The 23,373-nt window shown below is 74.9% G+C and carries 8 protein-coding genes and 1 pseudogene; 1 reads left to right on the top strand and 8 read right to left on the bottom strand.

The features are described from left to right. Positions 1-163: 163 nt before the first annotated feature. From ACFWJ4_RS27050 to ACFWJ4_RS27020, 7 genes are all read right to left on the bottom strand, one after another. Positions 164-1,195 carry an aminotransferase class I/II-fold pyridoxal phosphate-dependent enzyme gene (locus tag ACFWJ4_RS27050; protein ID WP_359909565.1) on the bottom strand — a complete coding sequence of 344 codons (1,032 nt, stop codon included), beginning with the start codon at positions 1,193-1,195 and terminating at the stop codon, positions 164-166. Further along, positions 1,195-2,241, bottom strand: coding sequence for a class I SAM-dependent methyltransferase (locus tag ACFWJ4_RS27045; RefSeq protein WP_359909568.1), 1,047 nt, complete (start codon positions 2,239-2,241; stop codon positions 1,195-1,197). The genes ACFWJ4_RS27050 and ACFWJ4_RS27045 overlap by 1 nt, the downstream gene beginning before the upstream one ends. A 104-nt stretch (positions 2,242-2,345) precedes the next feature. Beyond that, entirely contained in the window at positions 2,346-9,416 is a 7,071-nt protein-coding gene (locus ACFWJ4_RS27040; protein WP_380548020.1) for an amino acid adenylation domain-containing protein, read from the bottom strand. A 124-nt stretch (positions 9,417-9,540) separates the two neighbouring features. After that, a complete protein-coding gene (locus tag ACFWJ4_RS27035; RefSeq protein WP_380548017.1) occupies positions 9,541-19,302 on the bottom strand; it encodes an amino acid adenylation domain-containing protein in 9,762 nt (3,253 codons plus the stop codon). 531 nt (positions 19,303-19,833) lie between these two features. Then, on the bottom strand, positions 19,834-20,046 hold the full coding sequence (locus ACFWJ4_RS27030; RefSeq protein WP_359909576.1) for an MbtH family protein: 213 nt from the start codon (positions 20,044-20,046) through the stop codon (positions 19,834-19,836). 118 nt (positions 20,047-20,164) lie between these two features. Further along, positions 20,165-20,323 (bottom strand): hypothetical protein, encoded by a 159-nt coding sequence (locus tag ACFWJ4_RS27025; RefSeq protein WP_380548015.1) that lies wholly within the window; start codon positions 20,321-20,323, stop codon positions 20,165-20,167. A gap of 185 nt (positions 20,324-20,508) precedes the next feature. Next, complete coding sequence (locus ACFWJ4_RS27020) at positions 20,509-21,804, bottom strand: IS256 family transposase (protein ID WP_380548012.1); 1,296 nt, start codon at positions 21,802-21,804, stop codon at positions 20,509-20,511. 332 nt (positions 21,805-22,136) lie between these two features. On the opposite strand from ACFWJ4_RS27020, the gene ACFWJ4_RS27015 reads away from it, so the two are divergent. Further along, complete coding sequence (locus tag ACFWJ4_RS27015; protein ID WP_359909584.1) at positions 22,137-23,120, top strand: helix-turn-helix transcriptional regulator; 984 nt, start codon at positions 22,137-22,139, stop codon at positions 23,118-23,120. A 148-nt stretch (positions 23,121-23,268) separates the two neighbouring features. Here the strand turns inward: ACFWJ4_RS27015 and ACFWJ4_RS27010 are convergent. Beyond that, positions 23,269-23,373, bottom strand: a pseudogene (locus ACFWJ4_RS27010) (ABC transporter permease); the annotation flags it as partial.

Genomic DNA, 23,373 nt, shown 5'->3' with positions numbered 1-23,373 from the left:
GGGGTGTGCGGGGGTGTGCGGTGGAACGGGGTGGTGCGGGGGCTGTGCGGTGGTGCGGTGGAACAGGGCCGTGCGGTGGTGCGCCGGTGCCGGGGCGCCCGCCGGCGCCCCGGTGCCCGGGGTGCGCCCTGACGCACGCGAGGTGCTCAGGGCGCCGGGCGGTTCAGGGCGCGACGGGGTGGGCCGGGGCGAGCGGTGCGACGGCGGCGAAACCCTCGATCACCGCGTCGTTGGCGTCCTTCTCGCCGATGGCGACCCGGATGCCCCGGCCGGGGTAGTACCGGACGGCGACGCCCAGGCGCTCCAGCTCCGCGCGCAGCGGGAGCTGGTCGCCGGGGGCGTCGACCCACAGGAAGTTGGTGACGCTGGGCGCCACCGTCCAGCCGAGCCGCAGCAGTTCGGCCTCGGTGCGCTCCCGCTCCGCGGCGATCTCGGCGATCCGGCGCGCCATCTCGTCCTCGGCGGCGACGGCCGCGAGCAGGCCCGCCTCCTGGAGCCGGTTCACCGCGTACGGCACCTGGTGGTCCCGCACCCGCCGGGCCACCGACTCCTCCGCCAGCGCGTAGCCGATCCGCAGCGCTGCGATGCCGTGGGACTTGGACAGGGTGCGCAGCACCACCAGGTTCGGCCACTCGGCGATCCGGGCCGGCACCTCCGGGGCCTGCCAGTCCCGGGCGAAGTCGACGTAGGCCTCGTCGAGCAGGATCAGCGCGGTGGACGGCACCCGGCGGAAGAACTCCGTCAGCTCGGCCCAGGAGTAGACCGTGCCGGTCGGGTTGTGCGGGTTGCACAGCACGACGATCCGGGTGCGCTCGTCCATCCGCTCGGCCATCGCCGCCAGGTCGTGCCGGGCGTCGGGGCCGAGCGGGACCGGCCGGGCCTCGGCCCGGGCGATCTCGCAGAACAGCGGGTACGCGTCGAAGCAGGGATCCGAGTGCACCACGTTGTCGCCGGGCTCGACCACCGTGTGGAAGAGGTCCAGCGCCACGCCCGCCGAGCCGTGGCCGACCACGACCTGGCCGGCCGGGACGCCCTGCCAGTCGGCGACGATCCCGGCGATCCGCTCCGGCCGGAAGTCCGGGTAGCGGTGCAGGTCGGCACTGGCCTCGGCCAGCGCGGCCAGCACCGACGGCAGCGGCGGGTACGGGTGCTCGTTCTGTGCCAGCAGGTGTCTGGCGGTCGACGGGGCGGCCATCAGTCGGCCTGGAGGACGTAGAGCCAGGAGTGCGGGGTGGCCAGCGCCTCGACGCGGTCGATCCGCAGGCCGGCGTCGGTGAAGAGGGTCTCGTAGGTGGCCTTGGTGTGCAGCGGGACGCCCATCATCGCGTGCGCCAGCTCGAAGCCGACCGAGAAGACCGGCTGGGCGCCGTCGGAGGTGCCCGGGTCGCGCAGCATGGTGTCGCCGAGGACGAAGGTGCGGGCCTTCGGGAAGGCCTCCCGCATCCGGGTGAAGATCGAGGAGCGGGTGGCCGGGTCGGCCAGCAGGTCGTGCAGCAGGAAGAAGCTGATCACGGTGTCGACCTCGGCCACCTCGGCGGCCTCGGCGTCGTTGTCGATCTGGGTGCCGAGCAGGCCCAGGACGTCCGCGCGGACGGCGGTGACCCGGTCCTGCATGCCGGCCTCGATGATGTCGCGGCGGGCGATGTCGGTGGCCGGGCGGCTGATGTCGATGCCCAGGCCCCGGGTGCCCTCGCGCTGCGAGACCACGCGGCGCACCCGGGCGGAGGTGCCGGAGCCCAGGTCGGCGATGGTGCGGAAGTCGATGCCGCTGAGCACGTCGGTCAGCTGCGCGGCGAACAGCGACTGGTCGCACTGGGCGGAGCCGAGGGCGACCATCGCCTCGTCGCGGAAGACGTCCTGGTCGTAGCGGTGGGTGCCGGCGCTCAGGTGGCCGGCGCGGCCGAACACGTCGTGGTAGCCGCCGACGGCCCAGGTGAAGTAGCCGCGCGCGGCGGCGATCTCCAGGCCCGCCTCGGTGGGCAGGTAGGCGTCGCCGTCGGCCTTGAGGTAGCCGTAGTCGGCGGCGGCGCGCAGCACGGCCTCGGTGCGGGCGGTGTCGCCGGCCCGGGCGGTGGCCTCGGCGGCCGAGAGCGGCTCGCCGCGCCCGATCGTCTCCAGCAGGCCGATCCGGTCCAGCGCGAAGATCACGTTGGCGGCGATGAAGCCGTTGTAGGCGTCGGTCGAGGTGATCGGCGACGGGGTGATGCCACGCCAGGTGTCGGGGATGGCCGCAGTGGTCATGGTGGTGTCCGTTTCTCCGTGGGCGGGCCGGGTGCGGCCCGCGTGGTGTGCGCAGGTCGGTCGCCTGCGGTCGGTAGGGGTGTCGAGTCGGTGGTGCGGGCGGGTCAGGGAGTCAGGTGGGCGGCGAGCACCGGGCCGATGACGGCGAGCGCTTCGGAGCCCGTCATCGCGCCGTGGGTGCTCGGCACCTCGTGGACGTCGAGCCGACCGCCCAGGTGCGGGCGCCAGCTCTCCGGGTCGGGGGCGTCGGCCGGCCGGTCCTTGGCGGCGGTGAAGAACACCGCGTCGCCGTCGTAGCCGGGCAGCGGGAGTTCGTGGGACAGCTCGGCGTTGGACTGGAAGACCGAGACCACCCGGGCCACCCCGGCGCCGCTGAGACCGGCGAGCGGGCCCTCGCCGCCCCGGACGAGCGCGGCGTAGCCGTCCTCGTCCGCGGGCCAGGCGGTGATCTCCCCGGCCGGGTGGCCGAGCGAGTCGAGGATCACCGCGAGCTGCGCCGGGTCGTCCCGCCACTGCTCGGGCCCCGGCTCGCCGGTGCCCGGGTAGGCGTCCAGCAGGGCCAGCAGCCGGACCTCCTCGCCCTGTTCGCGCAGCAGCGCGGCGATCGCGTGGGCGACGGCCCCGCCGAAGGACCAGCCGAGCAGGGCGTACGGGCCCTCGGGGCGCACGGAGCGGATCTGCGCCAGGTAGGTGCGGGCCAGGTCCTCGACCGAGGCCGGGTGCGCGGTCGGGTCGGCCAGGCCGGGGGCCTGGAGTCCGTAGATCGGCTGCTCGGCGTCGAGGTGGCGCAGCAGGCCGGTGTAGACCCAGCTGATGCCGGCGGCCGGGTGGACGCAGAACAGCGGCGGGCGCGAGCCGCGGGTGCGGATCGGCAGCAGGACGGGGAAGCTCTCGGCGGCCGGGCCCTGGGCGAGCCGCTCGGCCAGCCGGGCGACGGTCGGTGCCTCGAACAGCGTGCGGACGCCGATCTCCTCGCCCTCGCCGACCAGTTCGCGCAGGCCCGCGACCAGCCGGCTGGCCAGCAGCGAGTGCCCGCCCAGCTCGAAGAAGTTGTCGTCCACGCCGACCTTCTCCAGTCCGAGCAGATCGGCGAACAGGCCGCAGAGCAGTTCCTCCCGGGGCGTCGCGGGTGCCCGCCCGGAGCCGAGCCAGGCGGTGTCGGGGGCCGGCAGGGCCTTGCGGTCGACCTTGCCGTTGGCGGTCAGCGGCAGGGCGTCCAGGGCGACGATCGCCGAGGGCACCATGTAGTCCGGCAGGGTCGCGCCGACGTGGGCCCGCAGGGCGGCCTGGTCGACCGCGTGCCCGGGGTGGGCGACGGCGTAGCCGACCAGCCGGCGGTCGCCCGGGCGGTCCTCCCGGACCAGCACGAACGCCTGGGCGAGGGAGGGGTGCCGGGCGAGCACGGCCTCGATCTCGCCGGGCTCGATCCGGAAGCCGCGGATCTTGACCTGGTGGTCGGTGCGGCCCAGGTACTCCAGGGTGCCGTCGGCCTGGCGGCGGACCAGGTCGCCCGAGCGGTACATCCGGCTTCCCGGGGTGCCGTACGGGTCGGCGACGAAGCGCTCGGCGCTCTGGCCCGGCCGGTTGAGGTAGCCGCGGGCCAGGCCGGCGCCCGCGATGTACAGCTCGCCCTCGACCCCGGCCGGGACGGGCTGGAGCGCCGCGTCCAGGACGTAGAGCCGGGTGTCCGGCACGGGCCGGCCCATCGGCGGGGCGGTCCGGCCGCTGAGCGGGCTGCTCATGCTGGCGCAGACGGTCGACTCGGTCGGGCCGTAGGCGTTGACCATCCGCAGCCGGGCCGACCAGTGCTCGACCAGGTCGGGCGGGCAGGCCTCGCCGGCGACCACCAGGGTGCCGCCCCGCGGCAGCGCGTCCGGGGCCAGCACGGCGAGCGCGGTCGGCGGCAGGGTCAGGTGGGTGACGCCCTGTTCGGCGATCAGGTCGGTCAGCGAGGGGCCGGGCAGCAGTTGGTCGGCGTCGCCGAGGACGGCCCGGGCGCCGGTGAGCAGGGCCATGCCCAGCTCCCAGACGGCCGCGTCGAAGGACGGCGAGGCGAACAGCAGCACCCGGCTGTCGGGGGTGACGGCCAGGCCCCGGCGCTGGCCCTCCACCATGGCGGCGAGGCCGGTGTGGGTGACCACCACGCCCTTGGGGCGGCCGGTGGAGCCCGAGGTGTAGATGACGTACGCGGCCGAGTGCGGGGTGATCGCGGTGCCGGTGAGGTCGTGCGCCGGGTGGCCGGAGGCGTCCAGGTCCTCGATCAGCAGCCGCGGGACGGTGCTGTCGGCGAGCAGGCCGTCGGCCAGCGCCTTGCTGGTGAGGACCAGCGCGGGCCGGGCGTCGTCCAGCATGTAGGCGATCCGGTCGGCCGGGTAGCGCGGGTCCAGCGGCTGGAAGACCGCGCCGGCCTTGAGCACGGCGAGCTGGGCGACGATCAGCTCGATCGAGCGTTCCAGGGCGATCGCGACGAACCGCTCGGGGCCCGCGCCGTGCTCGATCAGCAGCCGGGCGAAGCGGTTGGCGCGCTCGTTGAGCTCGCCGTACGTGACCTGCTCGGTGCCGAAGGAGAGCGCGACGGCGTCCGGGCGGGCGGCGGCCTGCGCCTCGAAGAGCGCCGGGAAGGTGCCGGGCGGGAGGTCCTCCCGGGTGTCGTTCCAGCCGGTGAGCAGCTGCTCGCGCTCCTCGGGCGCCAGCACCTCGACGCGGCCCACGGACTGGTCCGGGTCGGCCAGCACCGCGCGCAGGACGCGCTCGAAGCGGGCGGCCGTCGCCTCGGCGGTGGACCGGTCGAACAGGTCGACGGCGTACTCCAGCGTCAGGCCCAGCCCGGCGGGCGCGCCGTCCGCGTCGAAGCTCTCGCTGAAGGCGAAGGTCAGGTCGAACTTGGCGAGGTCGGAGTCCAGTTGCTCGACCCGGCCGGGCAGGCCGCCGAGGCTGATCCCCCCGGCCTCGCCGCCGGAGGTCAGCATCACCTGGCACAGCGGGTGGCGGGCGGTCGAGCGCACCGGGTTGAGCAGCTCGACGAGCCGCTCGAAGGGCACGTCCTGGTGCTCGAAGGCGTCCAGGGTGGCGATCCGGACTCGCTCCACCAGTTCCCGGAAGCTCGGGTCGCCGGAGGTGTCGGTGCGCAGCACCAGGGTGTTGACGAAGAACCCGACCAGGTCCTCCAGCGCCTCGTCGGTGCGCCCGGCCACCACGGTGCCGATCGGCAGGTCGGTGCCCGCGCCGATCCGGCCCAGGGTGGTGGCCAGCGCGGCCTGCATCACCATGAACACGCTGGCCCGGCTCCGCTGCGCCAACTCGGCCAGGGAGGCGTGCAGTGCGGCGTCCGTCCGGAGTTCCACCGCGGCGCCCCGGCGGCTGGGGGCGGCGGGGCGGTGGCGGTCGAAGGGGAGCGTCAGCTCCTCCGGGAGGTCGGCCAAGGTGCGCTGCCAGTAGGCGAGTTGCTCGCTCAGCAGGGCGCTGGGCCGCTCATCGGTGCCGAGCAGCTCGTGCTGCCACAGGGTGTAGTCGGCGTACTGGACCGCGAGCGGCCGCCAGTCGGGGGCGGCGCCGACGAGGCGGGCCCCGTACGCCTCGGCGAGGTCGCGCAGCAGCGGGACCACGGACCAGCCGTCGGTGGCGATGTGGTGCATCAGCACCAGCAGGACGTGCTCCTCGCCGGGCAGCGAGAGCAGGGTGGCGCGCACCGGCAGGTCGCGGGCGAGGTCGAAGACCTGCGACCCGGCCTCGGCCAGCGCCCGCGCGAGCTCCTCCTCGCTGTCCACCGACACGGTGTGCAGGGGGAGTTCGGGGGCGTCCAGGAGCAGCTGGTGCGGCTGTCCGTCGGTGGTCGGGTAGACGGTGCGCAGCACCTCGTGGCGGTCGAGCACGTCCGCCAGGGCCGTGCGGAGCGCGTCGGCGTCGACCGGGCCGGTCAGCCGGACCGCGCACGGGGTGTTGTAGAGCGCGCTCGGGCCCTCGAACTGGTCGATGAACCAGAGGCGTCGCTGCGCCGGGGAGAGCGGGACGCGCTCGGGCCGCTCGACCGGCCGCAGGGCCGGACGGGCGGCGCCCGGGGCGGGCAGGACGGCGGCCAGTGCGGCCACGCTGGGGGCGTCGAACAGGGCCCGGACGGGCAGTTCGGCGCCGAGCGCGGTACGGACGCGGCTGACCAGCTTGGTGGCGAGCAGCGAGTGGCCGCCCAGGTCGAAGAAGCTGTCGTCGATCCCGATCCGGTCCAACCCGAGGACGTCGGTGAACAGTTCGCACAGCGCTCGCTCGGTGTCGGTGCGCGGGGCGCGGCCCTCGCCGGTCCCGGTCCAGTCGGGGGCGGGCAGCGCGCGGCGGTCGACCTTGCCGTTGGCGGTCACCGGGAGGGCGTCGAGGACGACCACGGCGGCCGGGAGCATGTAGCTGGGCAGGCTGTCGGCGACGGCGGCGCGCAGCTCGGCGGGATCGCCCTCGCCGGTGGCGTACACCACCAGGCGCTTGTCGCCCGGCTGGTCCTCGCGGACCACGGCGAAGGCCTGGCCGACGGCCGGGAGGGCGGTGAACGCGGCCTCCACCTCGCCGAGTTCGATCCGGAAGCCGCGGATCTTGACCTGGTCGTCGGCCCGGCCGAGGAACTCCAGGACGCCGTCGGCGGTCCAGCGGACCAGGTCGCCGGTGCGGTACATCCGGCTGCCGGGCTCGCCGAAGGGGCAGGCCGTGAAGCGCTCGGAGGTCAGGCCGGGGCGCCCGACGTAGCCGCGGGCCAGGCCGGCCCCGGCGAGGTACAGCTCGCCGGCCACGCCGGCCGGCACCGGCCGCAGCGCGGTGTCCAGCACGTACGGCCGGGTGTTGTTCAGCGGGCGACCGATCGGGACCACGGCGGGGACGGGCTCGCCCGGGCTCATGGTGAAGGTGGTCTTGATGGCGGTGGTCTCGGTGGGCGCGTACACCGCGACCACGTCGGTGTCCGGGCAGGCCCGGTGGAGCCGGCGCACGGACTCCGGCGGGACGACGTCGCCGCCGGTCCACACCTGCCGGACGTTGCGGAAGGCGGCCGGGTTCTCGTCGGCCATCAGCCGCAGCAGGCCGGACGGGGCCTGGACCAGGGTCACCTCGTGGGTGGTGATGGTCTCGGCGAGGCGGCGGATGTCCAGCTCGCCGGGGTCGGCGAGGACGATCGCCCCGCCGGTGACCAGCGGCGCCCAGATCTCGGTGGTGGAGGCGTCGAAGGCGGTGGGCGAGTGCAGCAGCACGCGCTCGTGGTGCCCGGCCCGGAAGTGCGGGTTGCCCAGCAGGTCCACCACGTTGCGGTGGGTGACGGCGACGCCCTTGGGCACCCCGGTCGAGCCCGAGGTGTACATCACGTAGACCAGCTGGCCGGGCAGGACCGGCACGGCCGGGTTGCCCGCCGCGGGGGCCTCGGCGAGCAGCGCCGCGGTGACCTCGACGGTGGCGAAGCCCTCGGTGGCGAGCACCGGGTGGTCCTGGTGGGCGGGGTCGACGAGCAGCAGGCCGGTACGGGTGTCGGCGAGGATGTGCTGGAGGCGGTCCAGCGGGTAGCGGTCGTCCAGCGGGACGTAGGTGCCGCCGGCCTTGGCGATGGCGAGGACGGCGGTGAGCAGTCCGGCGGAGCGCTCCATCAGGACCGCGACCGGCTGTTCGGTGGTCAGGCCGCGCTCCAGCAGCAGGGCGGCGAGCCGGTTGGCGCGGTCGTTCAGCTCGGTGTAGTCGAGCCGCTCGGTGTCGGAGACCAGGGCGAGGGCGTCGGGGGTGGCGGCGGCCCGGGCCTCGAACAGCCGGGGCAGGCTCCGCTCGTCGACCGGTGCGGCCGGCCCGTTCCAGCCGGTGAGCAGCTGCTCGCGCTCGGCCGGGTCGAGGATCTCGATGCCGCCGATCGGCGCGTCCGGGGCGGCCGCGGCGGCGCGCAGCACGCGCACCAGTCGTTCGGCGAGGGAGACGGCGGTGGCGTGGTCGAAGAGGTCGGCGGCGTAGTCGACGGCGGCGCGCACGCCCAGGCAGGTGCCGTCGGGGGCGAGCCGCTCGACGAAGTTGAAGTTGAGGTCGAACTGGGCCTGTGCCTCGCCGACCTCGACCGGGGTGCCTGTCGCGGCGCCGAAGGCGAGGTCGTCGGCCCGCTCCGCGTTCAGGGTGACGACGGTCTGGAAGAGCGGGTGGCGGGCGGGGGTGCGGGTGGGGTTGAGGTGTTCGACCAGGCGCTCGAAGGGGATGTCCTGGTGGTCGTAGGCGTCGAGGTTGGCGCGCCGGACCCGGTCGAGCAGCTCGTGGAAGCTCGGGTCGCCGGAGGTGTCGGTGCGCAGCAGCAGGGTGTTGACGAAGAAGCCGACCAGGTCGTCGAGGGCCTCGTCGGTGCGGCCGGCGACGGGGGTGCCGAGCGGCAGGTCGGTGCCGGCGCCGAGACGGGTGTAGAGGGTGGCGACGGCGGCCTGCAGTGCCATGAACAGGCTGGCGTGCCGACCCGAGGCCAACTCGGTGAGCGCGCCGTGCAGTTCGGCGTCGAGCTCGAAGTCGGCGGCGCCGCCGCGGCGGCTCGGCCGGCCCGGGCGCGGACGGTCGTACGGGAGTGCCAGCTCCTCCGGCAGGCCGGACAACTCCTGCTGCCAGTGGGCGAGTTGCAGGGAGACGATGCTCTCCGGGTCGTCCTCCTCGCCGAGCAGCTCGCGCTGCCAGAGGGTGTAGTCGGCGTACTGCACCGGCAGCGGCTCCCACTGCGGCTCGGTGCCGGCCAGCCGGGCCCGGTACGCCTCGGCGAGGTCACGGAAGAGCGGGCCGACCGACCAGCCGTCGCTGGCGATGTGGTGCGTCAGCAGCAGCAGGACGTGCTCGTCCGGCGCGGGCAGGGCGTACAGCCAGGCCCGGACGGGCAGGTCGGCCGCGAGGTCGAAGACCTGCCCGGCGGCCTCGTGCATCAGCGCGTGCAGCTCGGCCTCGTCGGTGACCGGAACCCGGTGCAGCGGCGGGCGCCCCTCGGCGAGGATGTGCTGGTGGGGCTGGCCGTCGGTGGTGGGGAAGACGGTGCGCAGCACCTCGTGCCGGTCCACCACGTCGCCGAGCGCCCCTTCGAGGGCGGCGGCGTCGAGCCCGCCGGTCAGCCGGAGGGCGAACGGAGTGTTGTAGAGGGCGCTCGGTCCCTCGAACTGTTCGATGAACCAGAGCCGCTGCTGGGCGAACGACAACGGGATCAAGGTCTGCCTCCGACTGGCGACGTACGGCTGTTGTGGCTGGTGGGGCTGCTCTGTCCGGTAGGGCGGAGCGGTCGTGCGGCCGGGGCGGGCCGCGCCACTGGCGCGGCCCGCGTCCCGCCGCCGGTCAGGCCTGGCTTCCGGGGCGCCGCATCGGCCGCAGGGCCGGGCGGGCCTTCTTCGGTGCCGGCGCCGCTTCGCCGCCGGGTAGGACGGCGGCGAGGGCGGCCACCGTGGGTGCGTCGAACAGCGTGCGGATCGGCAGCTCCGCGCCGAGGGTGGCGCGGATGCGGCTGACCAGCCGGGTGGCGAGCAGGGAGTGGCCGCCGAGGTCGAAGAACCGGTCGTCGATGCTGACCGTCGGCACGCCCAGCACCTCGGCGAACAGGGCGCAGAGCTCCCGCTCGCGCTCGGTGCGCGGGGCGCGGCCCTCGGCCGCCCCGGCGTACTCGGGCGCGGGCAGGGCCCGGCGGTCGACCTTGCCGTTGGCCGTCACCGGCAGGCTGTCCAGAACGACCACGGCGGCCGGGAGCATGTAGCCGGCGAGGCGGTCCGCGACGAAGGCGCGCAGTTCGCCGTCGGTGGCCTTGCCGGTGGCGTACACCACCAGGCGCTTGTCGCCCGGCTGGTCCTCGCGGACCACCGCGAGCGCCTGGCCGACGCCCTCGTGGGCGGTGAACGCGGCCTCCACCTCGCCGAGTTCGATCCGGAAGCCGCGGATCTTGACCTGGTCGTCGGCCCGGCCGAGGAACTCCAGGACGCCGTCCGCGGTCCACCGGGCGAGGTCGCCGGTGCGGTACATGCGGCTGCCCGGCCCGTCGAAGGGACAGGCGACGAAGCGCTCGGCGCTGAGCGCCGGACGGCCGACGTAGCCGCGGGCCAGGCCGGCCCCGGCGATGTACAGCTCGCCCGCCACGCCGGCCGGCACCGGCTGCAGACCGGCGTCCAGCACGTACAGCCGGGTGTTGGCCAGCGGACGCCCGATCGGCACCGTGCTCGGCACCGCGGCGGCGTCGGGCATCGGGTACTGGGTGGCGCACAGGGTGGTCTCGGTCGGTCCGTACAGGGCCCGCACCGCGATGCCCGGGACGGCCTCCAGCACCCGGCGCACGGCCGGGGCGGAGACCACGTCCCCGCCGGTCAGCACCTCGCGCACGCCGGCGAAGATGTCCGGGTCCTCCTCCGCGATGACCCGGAAGAGACCGGCGGTGACGTGCACGTGGGTGAGCGCGTGGACCCGGACCAGCTCCCGGATGGCGGCCGCGTCCAGGTCGCCCTGCGGCGCGACGACCACCTGACCGCCGGAGAGCAGCGGCACCCAGATCTCGTAGGTCGAGGCGTCGAAGGCGTGCGGCGCGTGGAACAGCACCCGCAGGCCCTCGTCGTGCCGCCAGCACGGGTCGGTGGCGAGCTGCACCACGTCCCGGTGGCTGATCGCGATGCCCTTGGGCTCCCCGGTGGAGCCCGAGGTGAACATCACGTACGCGAGCTGCTCCGGGTGGGGCGCGGCCCGGTGGGCGCGCCGCTCGCGCGGACCGTCGAACCAGCCCGCGGTGAGCGGCAGGACGGGGCAGGGGGCGTCGGCGGCCAGCGGGTGGTCGTGGTGGGCCGGGTCGACCAGGACGAGGGCCGCGGCCGTCTCGGCGGTGATCCCGCGCAGCCGCTCGGCCGGGTGGCGGTCGTCCAGCGGGACGTAGGTGCCGCCCGCCTTGGCCACCGCGAGGATCGCCGTCAGCAGGTCGGCGGAGCGGTCCATCAGCAGGACCACCGGCGTCTCGGCGCCGACCCCGGCGTCGGCCAGGTGGGCCGCCAGGTGCTCGGCCCGGGAGTCCAGCTCGGCGTAGCTGAGGGTGCCGTCCTGCGAGACCACGGCCGGCGCGTCGGGGGTGGCGGCGGCCCGGGCCTCGAACAGTTCCGGCAGGGTCGCGTCCGGGACGGGCGCGGCGGTGTCGTTCCAGCCGGTGAGCAGCTGCTCGCGCTCGGCCGGGTCGAGGATCTCGATGCCGCCGATCGGCGCGTCCGGGGCGGCCACGGCGGCGCGCAGGACGCGCAGCAGCCGCTCGCCGAGGGCGGCCACGGTGGCGTGGTCGAAGAGGTCGACGGCGTACTCGACCGCCACCGTCAGGCCCGCCTGCGGGCCCTGCTCGGTGAAGCGGAAGGACAGGTCGAACTTGGCCACGTCCAGCTCGAAGGGGTGCTCCGCGCAGCCCAGGTCGCCGAAGACGTCCGGCACCGTGACCCGGCCCTCCAGCGCCACCAGGGTCTGGAAGAGCGGGTGGCGGGCGGGGGTGCGGGTGGGGTTGAGCTGCTCGACCAGCCGCTCGAAGGGGATGTCCTGGTGGTCGTAGGCGTCCAGGTCGGTGCGGCGGACCCGGTCCAGCAGCTCCCGGAAACTCGGGTCGCCGGAGGTGTCGGTGCGCAGCAGCAGGGTGTTGACGAAGAACCCGACCAGGTCGTCGAGCGCCTCGTCGGTGCGCCCGGCCACCACGGTGCCGATCGGCAGGTCGGTGCCCGCGCCGAGACGGGTGTAGAGGACGGCGACCACGGCCTGCAGCGCCATGAACAGGCTGGCGTGCTGCGTTGCCGCCAACTCGCCGAGCGCACGGTGCAGTTCGGCGTCGACGGCGACCTCCACCAGGCCGCCGCGGTGCCCCGGAACGGCCGGGCGCGGACGGTCGTAGGGGAGCGCCAGCTCCTCCGGGGCGTCGGCCAGGGCCCGCTGCCAGTAGGCGAGTTGCTCGGTCAGCAGGGCGCTGGGCCGCTCGTCGGTGCCGAGCAGTTCGCGCTGCCAGAGGGTGTAGTCGGCGTACTGCACCGGCAGCGGCTCCCACTGCGGCTCGGTGCCGGCCGTCCGGGCCCGGTACGCCTCGGCGAGGTCGCGGAAGAGCGGGCCGACCGACCAGCCGTCGCTGGCGATGTGGTGCATCAGCACCAGCAGGACGTGCTCGTCGTGCGGCAGCGACAGCAGGGTGGCGCGCACCGGCAGGTCGCGGGCGAGGTCGAAGACCTCCTCGCCGGCCGCGGACAGCCCGGCCCGCAGCTCCTCCTCGTCGGCCACCGTGACGTGCCGCAGGGCGAGTTCGGCGGCCTCGGTGACGAGCTGGTGCGGGCGGCCGTCGACGGTCGGGAGGACGGTGCGCATGACCTCGTGCCGCCGCACCACGTCCCGGACCGCCCGCTCCAGGGCGGGCAGGTCGACGGCGCCGGTGAGCCGGACCGCGACGGGGGTGTTGTAGAGCGCGCTCGGGCCCTCGAACTGCTCGATGAACCAAAGGCGTTGCTGGGCGGAGGAGAGCGGCACGCGCTCGGGGCGCTCGGCCGGCCGCAGGGCCGGACGGGCCGTCGCGGAGTCGGGCAGCGCGGCGGCCAGCAGGGCCACCGTCGGGTTGTCGAAGAGCGTGCGGATCGGCAGTTCGGCGCCGAGGCCGGCGCGGATGCGGCTGACCAGCTTGGTGGCGAGCAGCGAGTGGCCGCCGCGGTCGAAGAAGTTGTCGTCGATGCTGATCCGGGCCAGCCCGAGGACCTCGGCGAACAGCCCGCACAGGGCCTGCTCGGTGGCGTTGCGCGGCTCGCGCCCGCCGTCGGCGCCGTTGTAGTCGGGCGCGGGCAGGGCCTTGCGGTCCACCTTGCCGTTGGGGTTCACCGGCAGCTCGTCGAGGACGACGATCGCGGCGGGCAGCATGTAGCCGGGCAGCCGCTCGGTGACGAAGTCGCGCAGCTCGTCGGCCCGCACCTCGCCGGTGACGTAGGCGACCAGGCGCTTGTCGCCCGGCTGGTCCTGGCGGACCGCCACGCAGACCTGGCCGACGGCCGGGTGGGCGGTGAACGCGGCCTCCACCTCGCCGAGTTCGATCCGGAAGCCGCGCAGCTTGACCTGGTCGTCCGCTCGACCGACGAACTCCAGTTCGCCGGTGGGGGTCCAGCGCACCACGTCGCCGGTGCGGTACATCCGGCTGCCCGGCTCGCCGAACGGGCAGGCCGTGAAGCGCTCGGAGGTCAGGCCGGGGCGCCCGACGTAGCCGCGGGCCATACCGGTGCCGCCGATGTACAGCTCGCCGGCCACGCCGACCGGCACCGGGCGCAGCCCGGCGTCCAGCACGTACAGCCGGTTGTTGGGCAGCGGCCGGCCGATCGGCACGACGGCGGGCACCTCGGCGGCCGAGGTCATCGGGAAGTGCGTCGCGAAGGTGGTCGTCTCGGTCGGCCCGTAGACGTTGACCAGCCGCAGCCCGGGGCAGGTGTCCAGGACCCGCCGCATGGCGACCGGCGAGGCGATGTCCCCGCCCGTCCACACCTCGTGCAGCCCGGCGAAGGTCTCCGGGGCCTCGGCGGCCAGCACGTTGAACAGGCCGACGCTGATCCAGGCGGAGGTGGTCCGCTCGTGCCCGATCACCGCCGCCAGCTCGGCGATGCCGAGCCGGCCGGCCGGGGCGATCACCAGCTGGCCGCCGGAGAGCAGCGGGGTCCAGATCTCGTAGGTGGAGGCGTCGAAGGCGGAGGGGGCGTGCACCGGCAGCCGCTCGTGGCCGCCGCCGGTGAACTGCCCGCCGAGCGCGAGGTCCACCACCGCGCGGTGGGTGATGGCGATGCCCTTGGGCACGCCGGTCGAGCCGGAGGTGTGCATCACGTACACCAACTGGTCGGCGTACTGCGGCAGTCCGAGGTTCTCGGGGTGCTCCCCGGCGTGCGGGTCGAGCACCGTCAGCCCGGTCAGCGCGGGGTGCTCGCGGTGCGCGGCGTCGGCCAGCACCAGCCCGGCCCCGGCGTCCGCGAGGACGGTGCGCAGCCGGTCCGTCGGCTGGGCGTCGTCCAGCGGCACGTAGAGGCCGCCGGCCTTGAGCACCGCCAGGATCGCCACCACCTGGGCGGCCGAGCGGTCGATCATCAGCGCGACCGGCGTCTCCCGGACGACCCCGGCCTCGACCAGCCGCAGCGCCAGGCCGTTGGCCCGGGCGTTGAGCTGGGCGTAGGTCAGCTCGGCGTCCTCGGCGGTGAGCGCGATCGCGTCCGGGGTCGCGGCGACCCGCGCCTCGAACAGCTCGGGCAGCGAGCCCTCCGGCAGCGGGGTGCTGGTGCCGCTCCATCCGGTGATCAGCTCGGCGCGCTCGGCCGCGGTCAACACCTCGACGGTGCCGACGAGTTCGGCCGGGTCGGCGACGATCCGGTCGAGCAGGGCGAGGAAGCGGTCCAGCAGGGCGCGGGCCTCGTCGGAGGTGAAGGCGTCCGGCTGGTGGTCCAGCCGCAGCTGCAGGCCGTCGCCGGGGGTGAGGGCGAGCGCCAGCGGGTAGTGGGCGCTGTCGACGTCCTCGACCAGGTGCACGCGGGTGGCGCCGCTCGGGTCGGCGTCGTCCAGGGCGGACGGGTCCGGGTAGTTGCCGTACACCGTGACGGTGTCGAACAGGCTGCCCATGCCCGCGAGTTGCTGGATCTCGGTGAGGCTGAGGTGCTGGTGGTCCAGCAGGGCGGACTGCTCGTGCTGGAGGCGCAGCAGCAGCTGGCCCCAGCTCTCGGACTGGTCCAGGCGCACCCGCACCGGCACGGTGTTGATGAGCAGGCCCATCATCCGCTCCACGCCCGGCAGGTCGTGCGGCCGGCCGGAGACGGTGGTGCCGAACAGCACGTCCTCGCGCCCGGTGAGCCGGGCCAGCAGCACGCCCCAGGCCGCCTGGACCAGGGTGTTGAGGGTGACGCCGTAACGGCGGGCGGTGCGGGCGAGGGCCTCGGTGGTCTCCGGGGTGAGCCCGGTGTGCAGGCGCAGCGGCAGCTGCGGGGTGGCGGCGGAGCGGCCGGGGGCGAGCAGGGTGGGCTCGTCGGCGCCGGCCAGGGCCTGCGCCCAGGCGGCGCGGGCGGCCGCGCCGTCGCGCCGGGTGATCCAGCGCAGGTACTCGCGGTACGGGGCGGCCGGGGCGAGCGGCTGCTCGAAGTACAGGGCCCACAGCTCCTCGGCGAACAGCGGGGTGGACCAGCCGTCCAGCAGGATGTGGTGGGCGGAGGCGATCAGCTGGTGGCGCCCGGGCGCGAGCCGGATCAGGGTGTAGCGCAGCAGCGGGGGGCGGTCGAGGTCGAAGCGGCGGCCGTACTCGGCGGCGGCGATCCGGGCGGCCTCCGCCGCCGGGTCGGCGTGGGCGCTCAGGTCGACGACGGTGAAGGGCAGCTCGACGCCGTCCGGGACGACCTGCACGGGCGGGCCGTCGTGCCGCTGGTGGAACGCGGCCTTGAGGTTCGGCTGGCGGGTCAGCAGCGCCTCGGCGGCGGTGCGCAGGCGGTCGGCGTCCACCGGGCCGGTGAGGTCGAAGGTCACGACCGAGGTGTAGACGTCCGCGCCGTCGGCGTCGTACGCCGAGTGGAAGGCCATGCCCTGCTGGAGCGGCGAGGTGGGCCAGACGTCGACCAGGCGGGCGGGGGCGTGGTGGGCGGCGAGCTCGTCGACCTCGCTCTGGGTGACGGCGACCAGCGGGAAGTCGGAGGGGGTGTGCCCGCCCGCGTCCGGCCGGTCGGCGTGCTCGGCGAGCGCGCCCAGCGCGGCGAACCAGGCCTCGGCGAAGGCACGCACCCGCTCCTCGGAGAGCAGCCCGGTGGCGTAGGACCACTGGGCGACCAGCAGCGGGCCCTGCGGGGTGTCCACGGTGGTGGCGTCCAGGCCGAGCACCCGGCCGAGCGCGAGGCCGGTCGCGGCGCCCTCGGACATCGCCTCGGTGCCGGCGAGCACGTCCTCGGCGGTGACGCCCTCGGGCGCGAAGCGGCCCAGGTAGTTGAACTCGATCTGCGGGTCGGCGCAGCCGGCCAGGACGGCGGCGGTGTCCGGGTTGAGGTGGCGCAGCATGCCGAAGCCGATGCCGTTGTCCGGCACGGCGCGCAGCTGCTCCTTCACCCGGCCGAGGGCCCGGCCGAGCCCGGGGCCAGCCGCGGTGACCTCGGACCAGTCCAGCGCCCCGGGGGCGAGCCGGACGGGGTAGACGGAGGTGAACCAGCCGGCGGTGCGGTGCAGGTCGACGCCGTCGACGATCTCCTCGCGGCCGTGGCCCTCCACGGTGACCAGCACGGCGCCGTCGGGCCCGGTGGTCTCCCGGCCGCGCCAGTGGCCGAGGGCCAGCGCCAGCCCGGTCAGCAGCACGTCGTTGACCTGGGCGTGGTAGGCGGCGGTGACCTTGGTGAGCAGCGCCCGGGTGGTCTCGGCGGGCAGCACGAGCCGCAGCAGGCCCTCGGTGGCGTAGGTGTCCGTGGCCGGGTCCAGCGGGCGGTCGCCGAGCAGCGGGTCCGGGGTGGCCAACGCGGCCTGCCAGAGCGGGAGTTCGGCGGCCCTGCGGTCGGTGTTCGCCTCGGCGGTGAGCCGCTGGGCCCAGCGGCGGAAGGAGGTGGGCACCGGGGCGAGCTCGACGGCGCGGCCCTCGCGGAGCGCGGCGAGCGCGCCGAGCAGGTCCTCCTCGACGATGCGCCAGGTGACGCCGTCCACCACCAGGTGGTGGATCACCAGCAGCAGCTGCGAGGGCGCCTGCGGACCGGCGTCGAAGCGCACGGCCTGGACCATCCGCCCGTCCTCGGGGGACAGGCGCTCGCGGGCGGCCCCGGTCTCGGCGCGCAGCGCCTCGGCGGTGGCCGGGCCCTCGACCCGGCGCAGCACGGCGTCGGCGGGGACGGCGCCGGCCTCGGGCACGTGCAGCGTCCAGGGGCGCTCGGCGAGCGGGGAGGTGCGGGCGCGGAACAGGTCGTGGTGGTCGAGCAGGGCCTGGACGGCGGCGGTCAGGTGCTCCTGCGGGGTGCCGGCGGGCAGGGTGAGCACGGTGGACTGGTAGAAGCTCTCGACCGCGCCGTGCTGGGCGGCCAGCCAGTGCACGATGGGCGTCGGCGGCACCTCGCCGAGGCCGGCGCCGGCGGGCTCGACGACGACCGGGCCCTCCAGCGGACGGGCGATCCGCGCAAGCGCCTCGACGGTCGGGGCGAGGAACACCTCGCGCGGGGTGAGCTGGAGGCCCGCGTGCCGGGCCCGGGAGACCAGCTGGATGGCCACGATGGAGTCGCCGCCGAGCTCGAAGAAGGAGTCGGTGACGCCCACCCGGGGCAGTCCCAGGACCTCGCCGAACAGCCGGACCAGGGTGTGCTCCAGCTCCCCGGCGGGGGCGCGGCCCTCCTCCTCACCGGCGCCGAACACCGGCGCGGGCAGGGCGCGCTTGTCGACCTTGCCGTTGGGCGTGAGCGGCAGCCGGTCGAGCACCACGACGGTGGGCACCATGTGGTCGGGCAGCCGCTCGGCGCAGTACGCGCGCAGCTCGGCCGGGTCGGCGGCGCCGACGGTGTAGCCGACCAGGCGGCGCTCGCCCGGGCGGTCCTCGCGGACCAGCACCACGGCCTGGCGGACCTCGGGGTGGGCGGAGAGGGTCTGCTCGATCTCGCCGAGCTCCACCCGGAAGCCGCGGATCTTCACCTGGTCGTCGGCCCGGCCGAGGAAGTCCAGCTGGCCGTCCGGGCGGTAGCTGCCGAGGTCGCCGGTGCGGTACATCCGCTCGCCGGGCCCGCCGTACGGGTCGGCCACGAAGCGTTCGGCGGTCAGGCCGGGGCGGTTCAGGTAGCCGCGGGCCAGGTGCGGGCCGGCGAGGTACAGCTCGCCCACGGTGCCCGGCTCGACCCGGCGCAGCTGCTCGTCCAGCACGTGGATGCGCACGTCCTGGCAGGGCCGGCCGATCGGGGGCAGCTCGTCGCCGGTCAGCGGCTCGCTCATGCTGACGATGACGGTGGCCTCGGTCGGTCCGTAGCTGTTGAGCATCAGCCGGCCGCGGCCGCAGCGGGCGGCCAGCTCGCGGGAGACCGCCTCGCCGCCGCCGATCAGGGTGCGCAGCGAGGGCATCGGGAGGTCGGGCAGGGTGGAGATCATCGCGGTGGCGATGTCGGCGTGGGTGACGCCGTACTGGTCGATCAGGGCGGCCAGCGGTTCGCCGACCAGCTGGCTCTGCTCGCGCGGCAGCACCAGGGCGGCGCCGGTGGTGAGGGCCACGGACAGGTCGGAGACCGAGACGTCGAAGCTGAGCGAGGACGCCTGGAGCACCCGGCTGCCGGGGCCGACCCCGGTGGCGGCGACCTGGGTGCCGATCATGCTGGGCAGCCCGGTGTGGGTGACGGCCACGCCCTTGGGCACGCCGGTGGAGCCGGAGGTGTAGATGACGTACGCGGTGTTCAGGGCGCTCACCGGCCGGACCCGCTCGGCGGCGGTGAACGGCGTGCCGGGCCGGGCGTCGAGGTCGGCCCGGTGCTCGGCGGAGTCGAGCAGCAGCCGGGGGGCGTCGGTCGCGGGCAGCTGCCCGGCGGCCCCGGCGGTGGTGAGCACCAGGGCGGCGCGGGAGTCGGTCAGCATGTGGCGCAGCCGCTCGGCCGGGTAGGCCGGGTCGGCGGGCAGCCAGGCGGCGCCGGTCTTGGCGACGGCGAGGATCGCGGCGACCGCCTCGGGGGACTTCGGCAGCGCCAGCGCGACGACGTCCTCGGTGCCCAGGCCGCGGGCGGCCAGCACCCGGGCCAGCCGGTTGGCGCGGGCGTCCAGTTCGGCGTAGGTGAGGGTGGTGCCCTCGGCGTACAGGGCGGGGGCGTCCGGGGTGCGGGCGACCTGGGCGTCGACCAGCTCGGTGAGGGTCGGGCGGGCGGGTGCCCCTTCGGCCAGCCGGGCGGCCAGCGCGGTGGGGGTGGGGGCGTCCGCCAGGACGGGCAGTGCCAGGCGGACGCCGAACTCGGCGTGCACCCGGGCCAGCAGCCGCTCGGCGGCGGGCCGGTCGCCGCCCAGGTCGTAGAAGCCCGCCGCGGGGTCGACCGACTCCCGGCCGAGCACCTCCGCGAACAGTCGGCACAGGACCTCGGCCGCTTCCGGCCGCTGCTCGGATCTGTGCGTCTGCTGGACCCCGGACATGTGACTCTCTCCCTTGTGCGGCTGGCCCCCGCGGTGGCGGGAGCGGCGAGCTGGGTTGACCCCGGGGCGGTCGGCCCGGGGGTCGGCGGAGCGATGTTGCGGTCGTCTCGCGGTGCTGCGGTGTGCTTGGTGTGACGGCCGTGCGGCGCGGCGGTGCGGTGTGGCGGTGCTGAGGGTGGGAGTGTGCCGGGGCCGTTTCGGTGCACGCGCGTAGACGTCGGACACGGGACCGCGCCGGCGGCGTGAGGGTGCGCCGCGCGGCGGTGGAGTGCTGCGGTGGTGGGGCGGGGCGGTGTCGGCGGGTTCCGGCGGGGCGGTGGGCCGACGGCCGGGGGAGCGGCCGGACGGGCGGCGGCTCGGGCGCGGTACCGCGCCGGGTGAGCGGGTGGTGCGCGCTGTGCTCTGTGCTCTGTGTGCTGTGCTCTGCGCTCGTCGCCGGTGCGGCCGGGTGAGCGGCTGCTCGGCGTGGATCCCCGTGCGGAGGCCGTGTGGTCGTTCAGCCGTCCGACGGTCGGTGCGCGGAGGCCGCGATCAGTTCTCGGACAGGTGCGCGATCAGGCTCTTCGGCCGCAGATCCTGCCAGTTCTGCTCGACGTAGTCGAGGCAGTCCTGCCGTCCGGCGGCACCGAACGCCTGCTGCCAGCCGGCGGGCACCGGGCTGAAGGCCGGCCACAGCGAGTGCTGGCCCTCGTCGTTCACCAGGACGAGGTAGCTGGCCTCGGCATCCTCGAACGGGTTCGCCATCGTCGGTTCCTCTCTGTTCGGAGCTGTCTGGAGCTGTTCGGAACTGTGCGGAACGGTGCGGAGCTGTGCGGGGCGGTGCGGGAGGGTGAGGAGCGGGGCGGTCGAACGGAGCCGCGGCTCACGCACCCCAGCCGGAGTCCTCGCTGGGGCCGACGACGGCGGCGATGGAGACGGCGGGCAGGTGCAGCTGGGCGTGGAGTTGGAAGCCCACCACGGCGGCCAGCAGAACGGCGAGTGTCCCGAGCATCTTGTGGACGCGGACGGCAAGGCTTGGCATCGCGAATTCCTCTTCCTGAGGAGGGCGGTCTGCCCTCTTCGCTCTGAAACGCATCCTGCCGAAGGCCCAAACGTGCGTGGAAGCTCTGACTGTGATCGTGAACACGCAATGCGGGAACCGGAAGCCCGGGCAGATCGTGTCAAAAACAGACAGACATGATCCAAATCGCACCCGGCACTGTCAGATCAGTGGTGGGAACTCCGATGGCGCGGGGGACATCGCAGCGCGGAGGCGGGCACCCCGGCGCGCCGCAGCGAGCCCCGGCGCAGTTCCTCCCGGACGGCCGGCCAGTCCTCGACCCACGGCCGGCCCGTCCCGGCCGGCGACTCCAGGGCGAGCGTCGCCAGGTACGCGCGCTTGAGCGCGGCCCGTTCGTCCTGCACCCGGCCCGCGGACTGCTCGATCCGGCGCAGCCGCGCGTGCAACCGCTCCAGCGCACCCCCGCCCGTCAGCAGCCGCCGCGCCTCCGGCCCGAAACGGAAGCCGGGCGCCAGCAGCGGCCAGGCCGCCCGCCACGCCCGGAACACCTCGCGGTGACTCGGCCCCCACTCCCGCTCGGCCAGGGACAGCCGCTCCAGCGCGGCCGCCTCCGTCGGCGCCGTACAGGTCTCGCGCAGCGCCCGGGAGAGCGCACTCCAGTCCTCGCCGGGCGCGTGCCGCAGCGCCCCGTGCAGCAGATGGGCCACCGAACCGTGCACCACGGTACGGGGCCACTGCTCGGCCGCCGCCTCGGCCAGCACCGCGCCGGTGCCGCCGACCAGCACCCAGACCTCCCGCACCCCGCGCCTGGCCAGCCCGGCCAGCACCTGGGGCCACTGCTCCCCGTCCGCGGCCGGCCACAGGCCCAGCACCTCGCGCCGGCCCTCGACCGAGATCCCGAGCGCCAGGTGCACCAGCGGACCGCCCGAGCGGCCGCTGCGCACCGAGTCCACGAAGACCACCGGGTAGACCGGGTCGAGCCGCCGCTCGCGCCGCTCGGCGAGCTCGTCGAGCACCTGGTCGGTGATGGCCGAGACGGTCTCCCGGCTGAGCTCCACGCCGTACACCTCGGCCAGGTGCGCCACCAGTTCGCCCGAACTGAGGCCGCGCGCGGTCAGCGAGATCACCAGCCGGTCGAGCCCGGGCAGCCGCCGGGCCCGGGGGAGGACGGACTTGGGGGCGAAACTGCCCTCGCGGTCCCGGGGCACCCGCACCTCGACCGGACCGATCTCGGTGAGCAGCCGTCTGGCCCGGGCGCCGTTGCGGCCGTTGGTGCCCGCGCCGGTGCCGGACCCGCGCAGATGCTCCTGGAGTTCGAGCTCCAGGGCGCCCTCGATCAACTGCTTGGCGAAGGCCTGGAGGATCCCGCCGTCGCCCAGCAGCCGGACGGCGCCGGAGCCGACCTGAGCGGCGGCGGCCTCCGCCAACTGTCGCACCAGGCGCTGGTCCACCAGGCCGGCGAGGGCGGCGGGCGGTGTCGCCGGATCGGAATCAGCTCGCAACTGGGGGTGCCTTCCGTCTGTAGGCCGTTCCATTCACCGACCGCCCGCTCCGAACGCCCCGACGGGACGTCAGGGGCGATGGGCCGGCAATCCCCCGGTCACCGCTGCCGGGTGCGGTCGTCCTCGTGCCCGGCGGCTCCCCCGCTTGCGTGCACGCCCGACTACCGTCAGCCGATGATTTCCGCGCCCTTTGGGCGTACACTCACGGCTGTCGGAGCCCGGGGGGCGGCTTCCGAACGGCAGTCACTTCTCATCTTGCCGGTTCTGATGCCTGGTGGAAGCCGGTTCGGGCATTCGTGAAACCGCAATGCCGAAGCCGGAAGGATGCCCAGATGTGCCCAACCCAGGACAAGAGCATGGAAAGGGGAACACCCCAGCTCTGCGACCGGGGCATCGAGTTCTACCGCACGGCACTGGTCGAGGGCGAGGCCACCGGCGAGGCCCCCGAGTGCCTGCTCGCGATGGGTCTGCTGCGCCCGCTGCCCGGCTCCGGCCAGCGGCTGGCCCCCGTCCCTCCCGACATCGCCGTCACCGGGCTGACCCGGCCGCTCGAACTCGCCGTACTGGCCCACCAGGAACGGCTCGCCGAGCTGCACACCTCCTTCCACGCCGCCGAGCACGCCTACAAGGACGTCATGCGGCGGGCCAAGTTGCCGATTCGCCTGCTGGCGGGCGACGAGATCAGCCCCGCGCTGGAGAAGGCCGTCGCCGGCTGCTCCGAGGAACTGCTCACCGCCCAGCCGGGCGGCGGCCGCGCCACCGAGCAACTGGCCGACGCGCTCCCGCGCGACCTCGCCCTGGCCGGCCGCGGCGTGCGCCAGCGCACCCTCTACCAGCACACCGTGCGCTCGCACGGCCCGACGCTGGCCTACATCGAGCAGGTCACCGCCCAGGGCGCCCAAGTGCGCACCCTGAACGAGGTCTTCGACCGGGTGATCATCTGCGACCGCTCCACCGCCTTCATCCCGGCCGGCGCCGACCGCGCCGCCGCGGCGATGCTCATCCAGCTCCCGCCGCTGGTCGAGTACCTGCTCAAGATCTTCGAGCTGATGTGGGAGCGCGCCGAACCCGTCACCTATCAGCAGGGCCACCACCGCCCCCGGCTGCTGACCGCCCGCACCCGGCAGAACGTCCTGCGCCTGATGGTCAACGGCTACACCGACGAGGCCATCGCCTCCCGCCTCGGCATGAGCACTCGGACGGTCTCCAGCCACATCCAGAAGGCCAGCGAACTCCTCGGCAGCCGCAGCCGCGGCCACCTCGGCTACATCATCGCCCGCCAGGGCGTCCTCGACGAGCCGCTCGACGAACTCTGAGGGCGCCGTGGAGAACTGACGAGGAAACGAAAGAGCGGGCCCGGCGGAATCTCCGCCGGGCCCGCTCGGCGATTGCCGAGGGAGGACCCTTGGTCGAGCGGTTGGAGGACGGTGGCCAGTCCGCCCGGTCGAGGACCTCGGTGCTGCCTCACCTGGTGGTGGTCAGGAGGCCGCGGTTGCGCAGGACGCGGCGTTCGACGGGGGTGAAGACGAGGAGTTCGATGGCGATGCCGACGAAGAGGATGAGGATGAT

It is taken from the genome of Kitasatospora sp. NPDC127067, from assembly GCF_042724755.1.
Classification (GTDB): Bacteria; Actinomycetota; Actinomycetes; order Streptomycetales; family Streptomycetaceae; genus Kitasatospora; species Kitasatospora lactacystinica.
The sequence above is the reverse complement of the archived record's forward strand: the minus strand, read 5'-3'. Positions and strand labels throughout refer to the sequence as shown.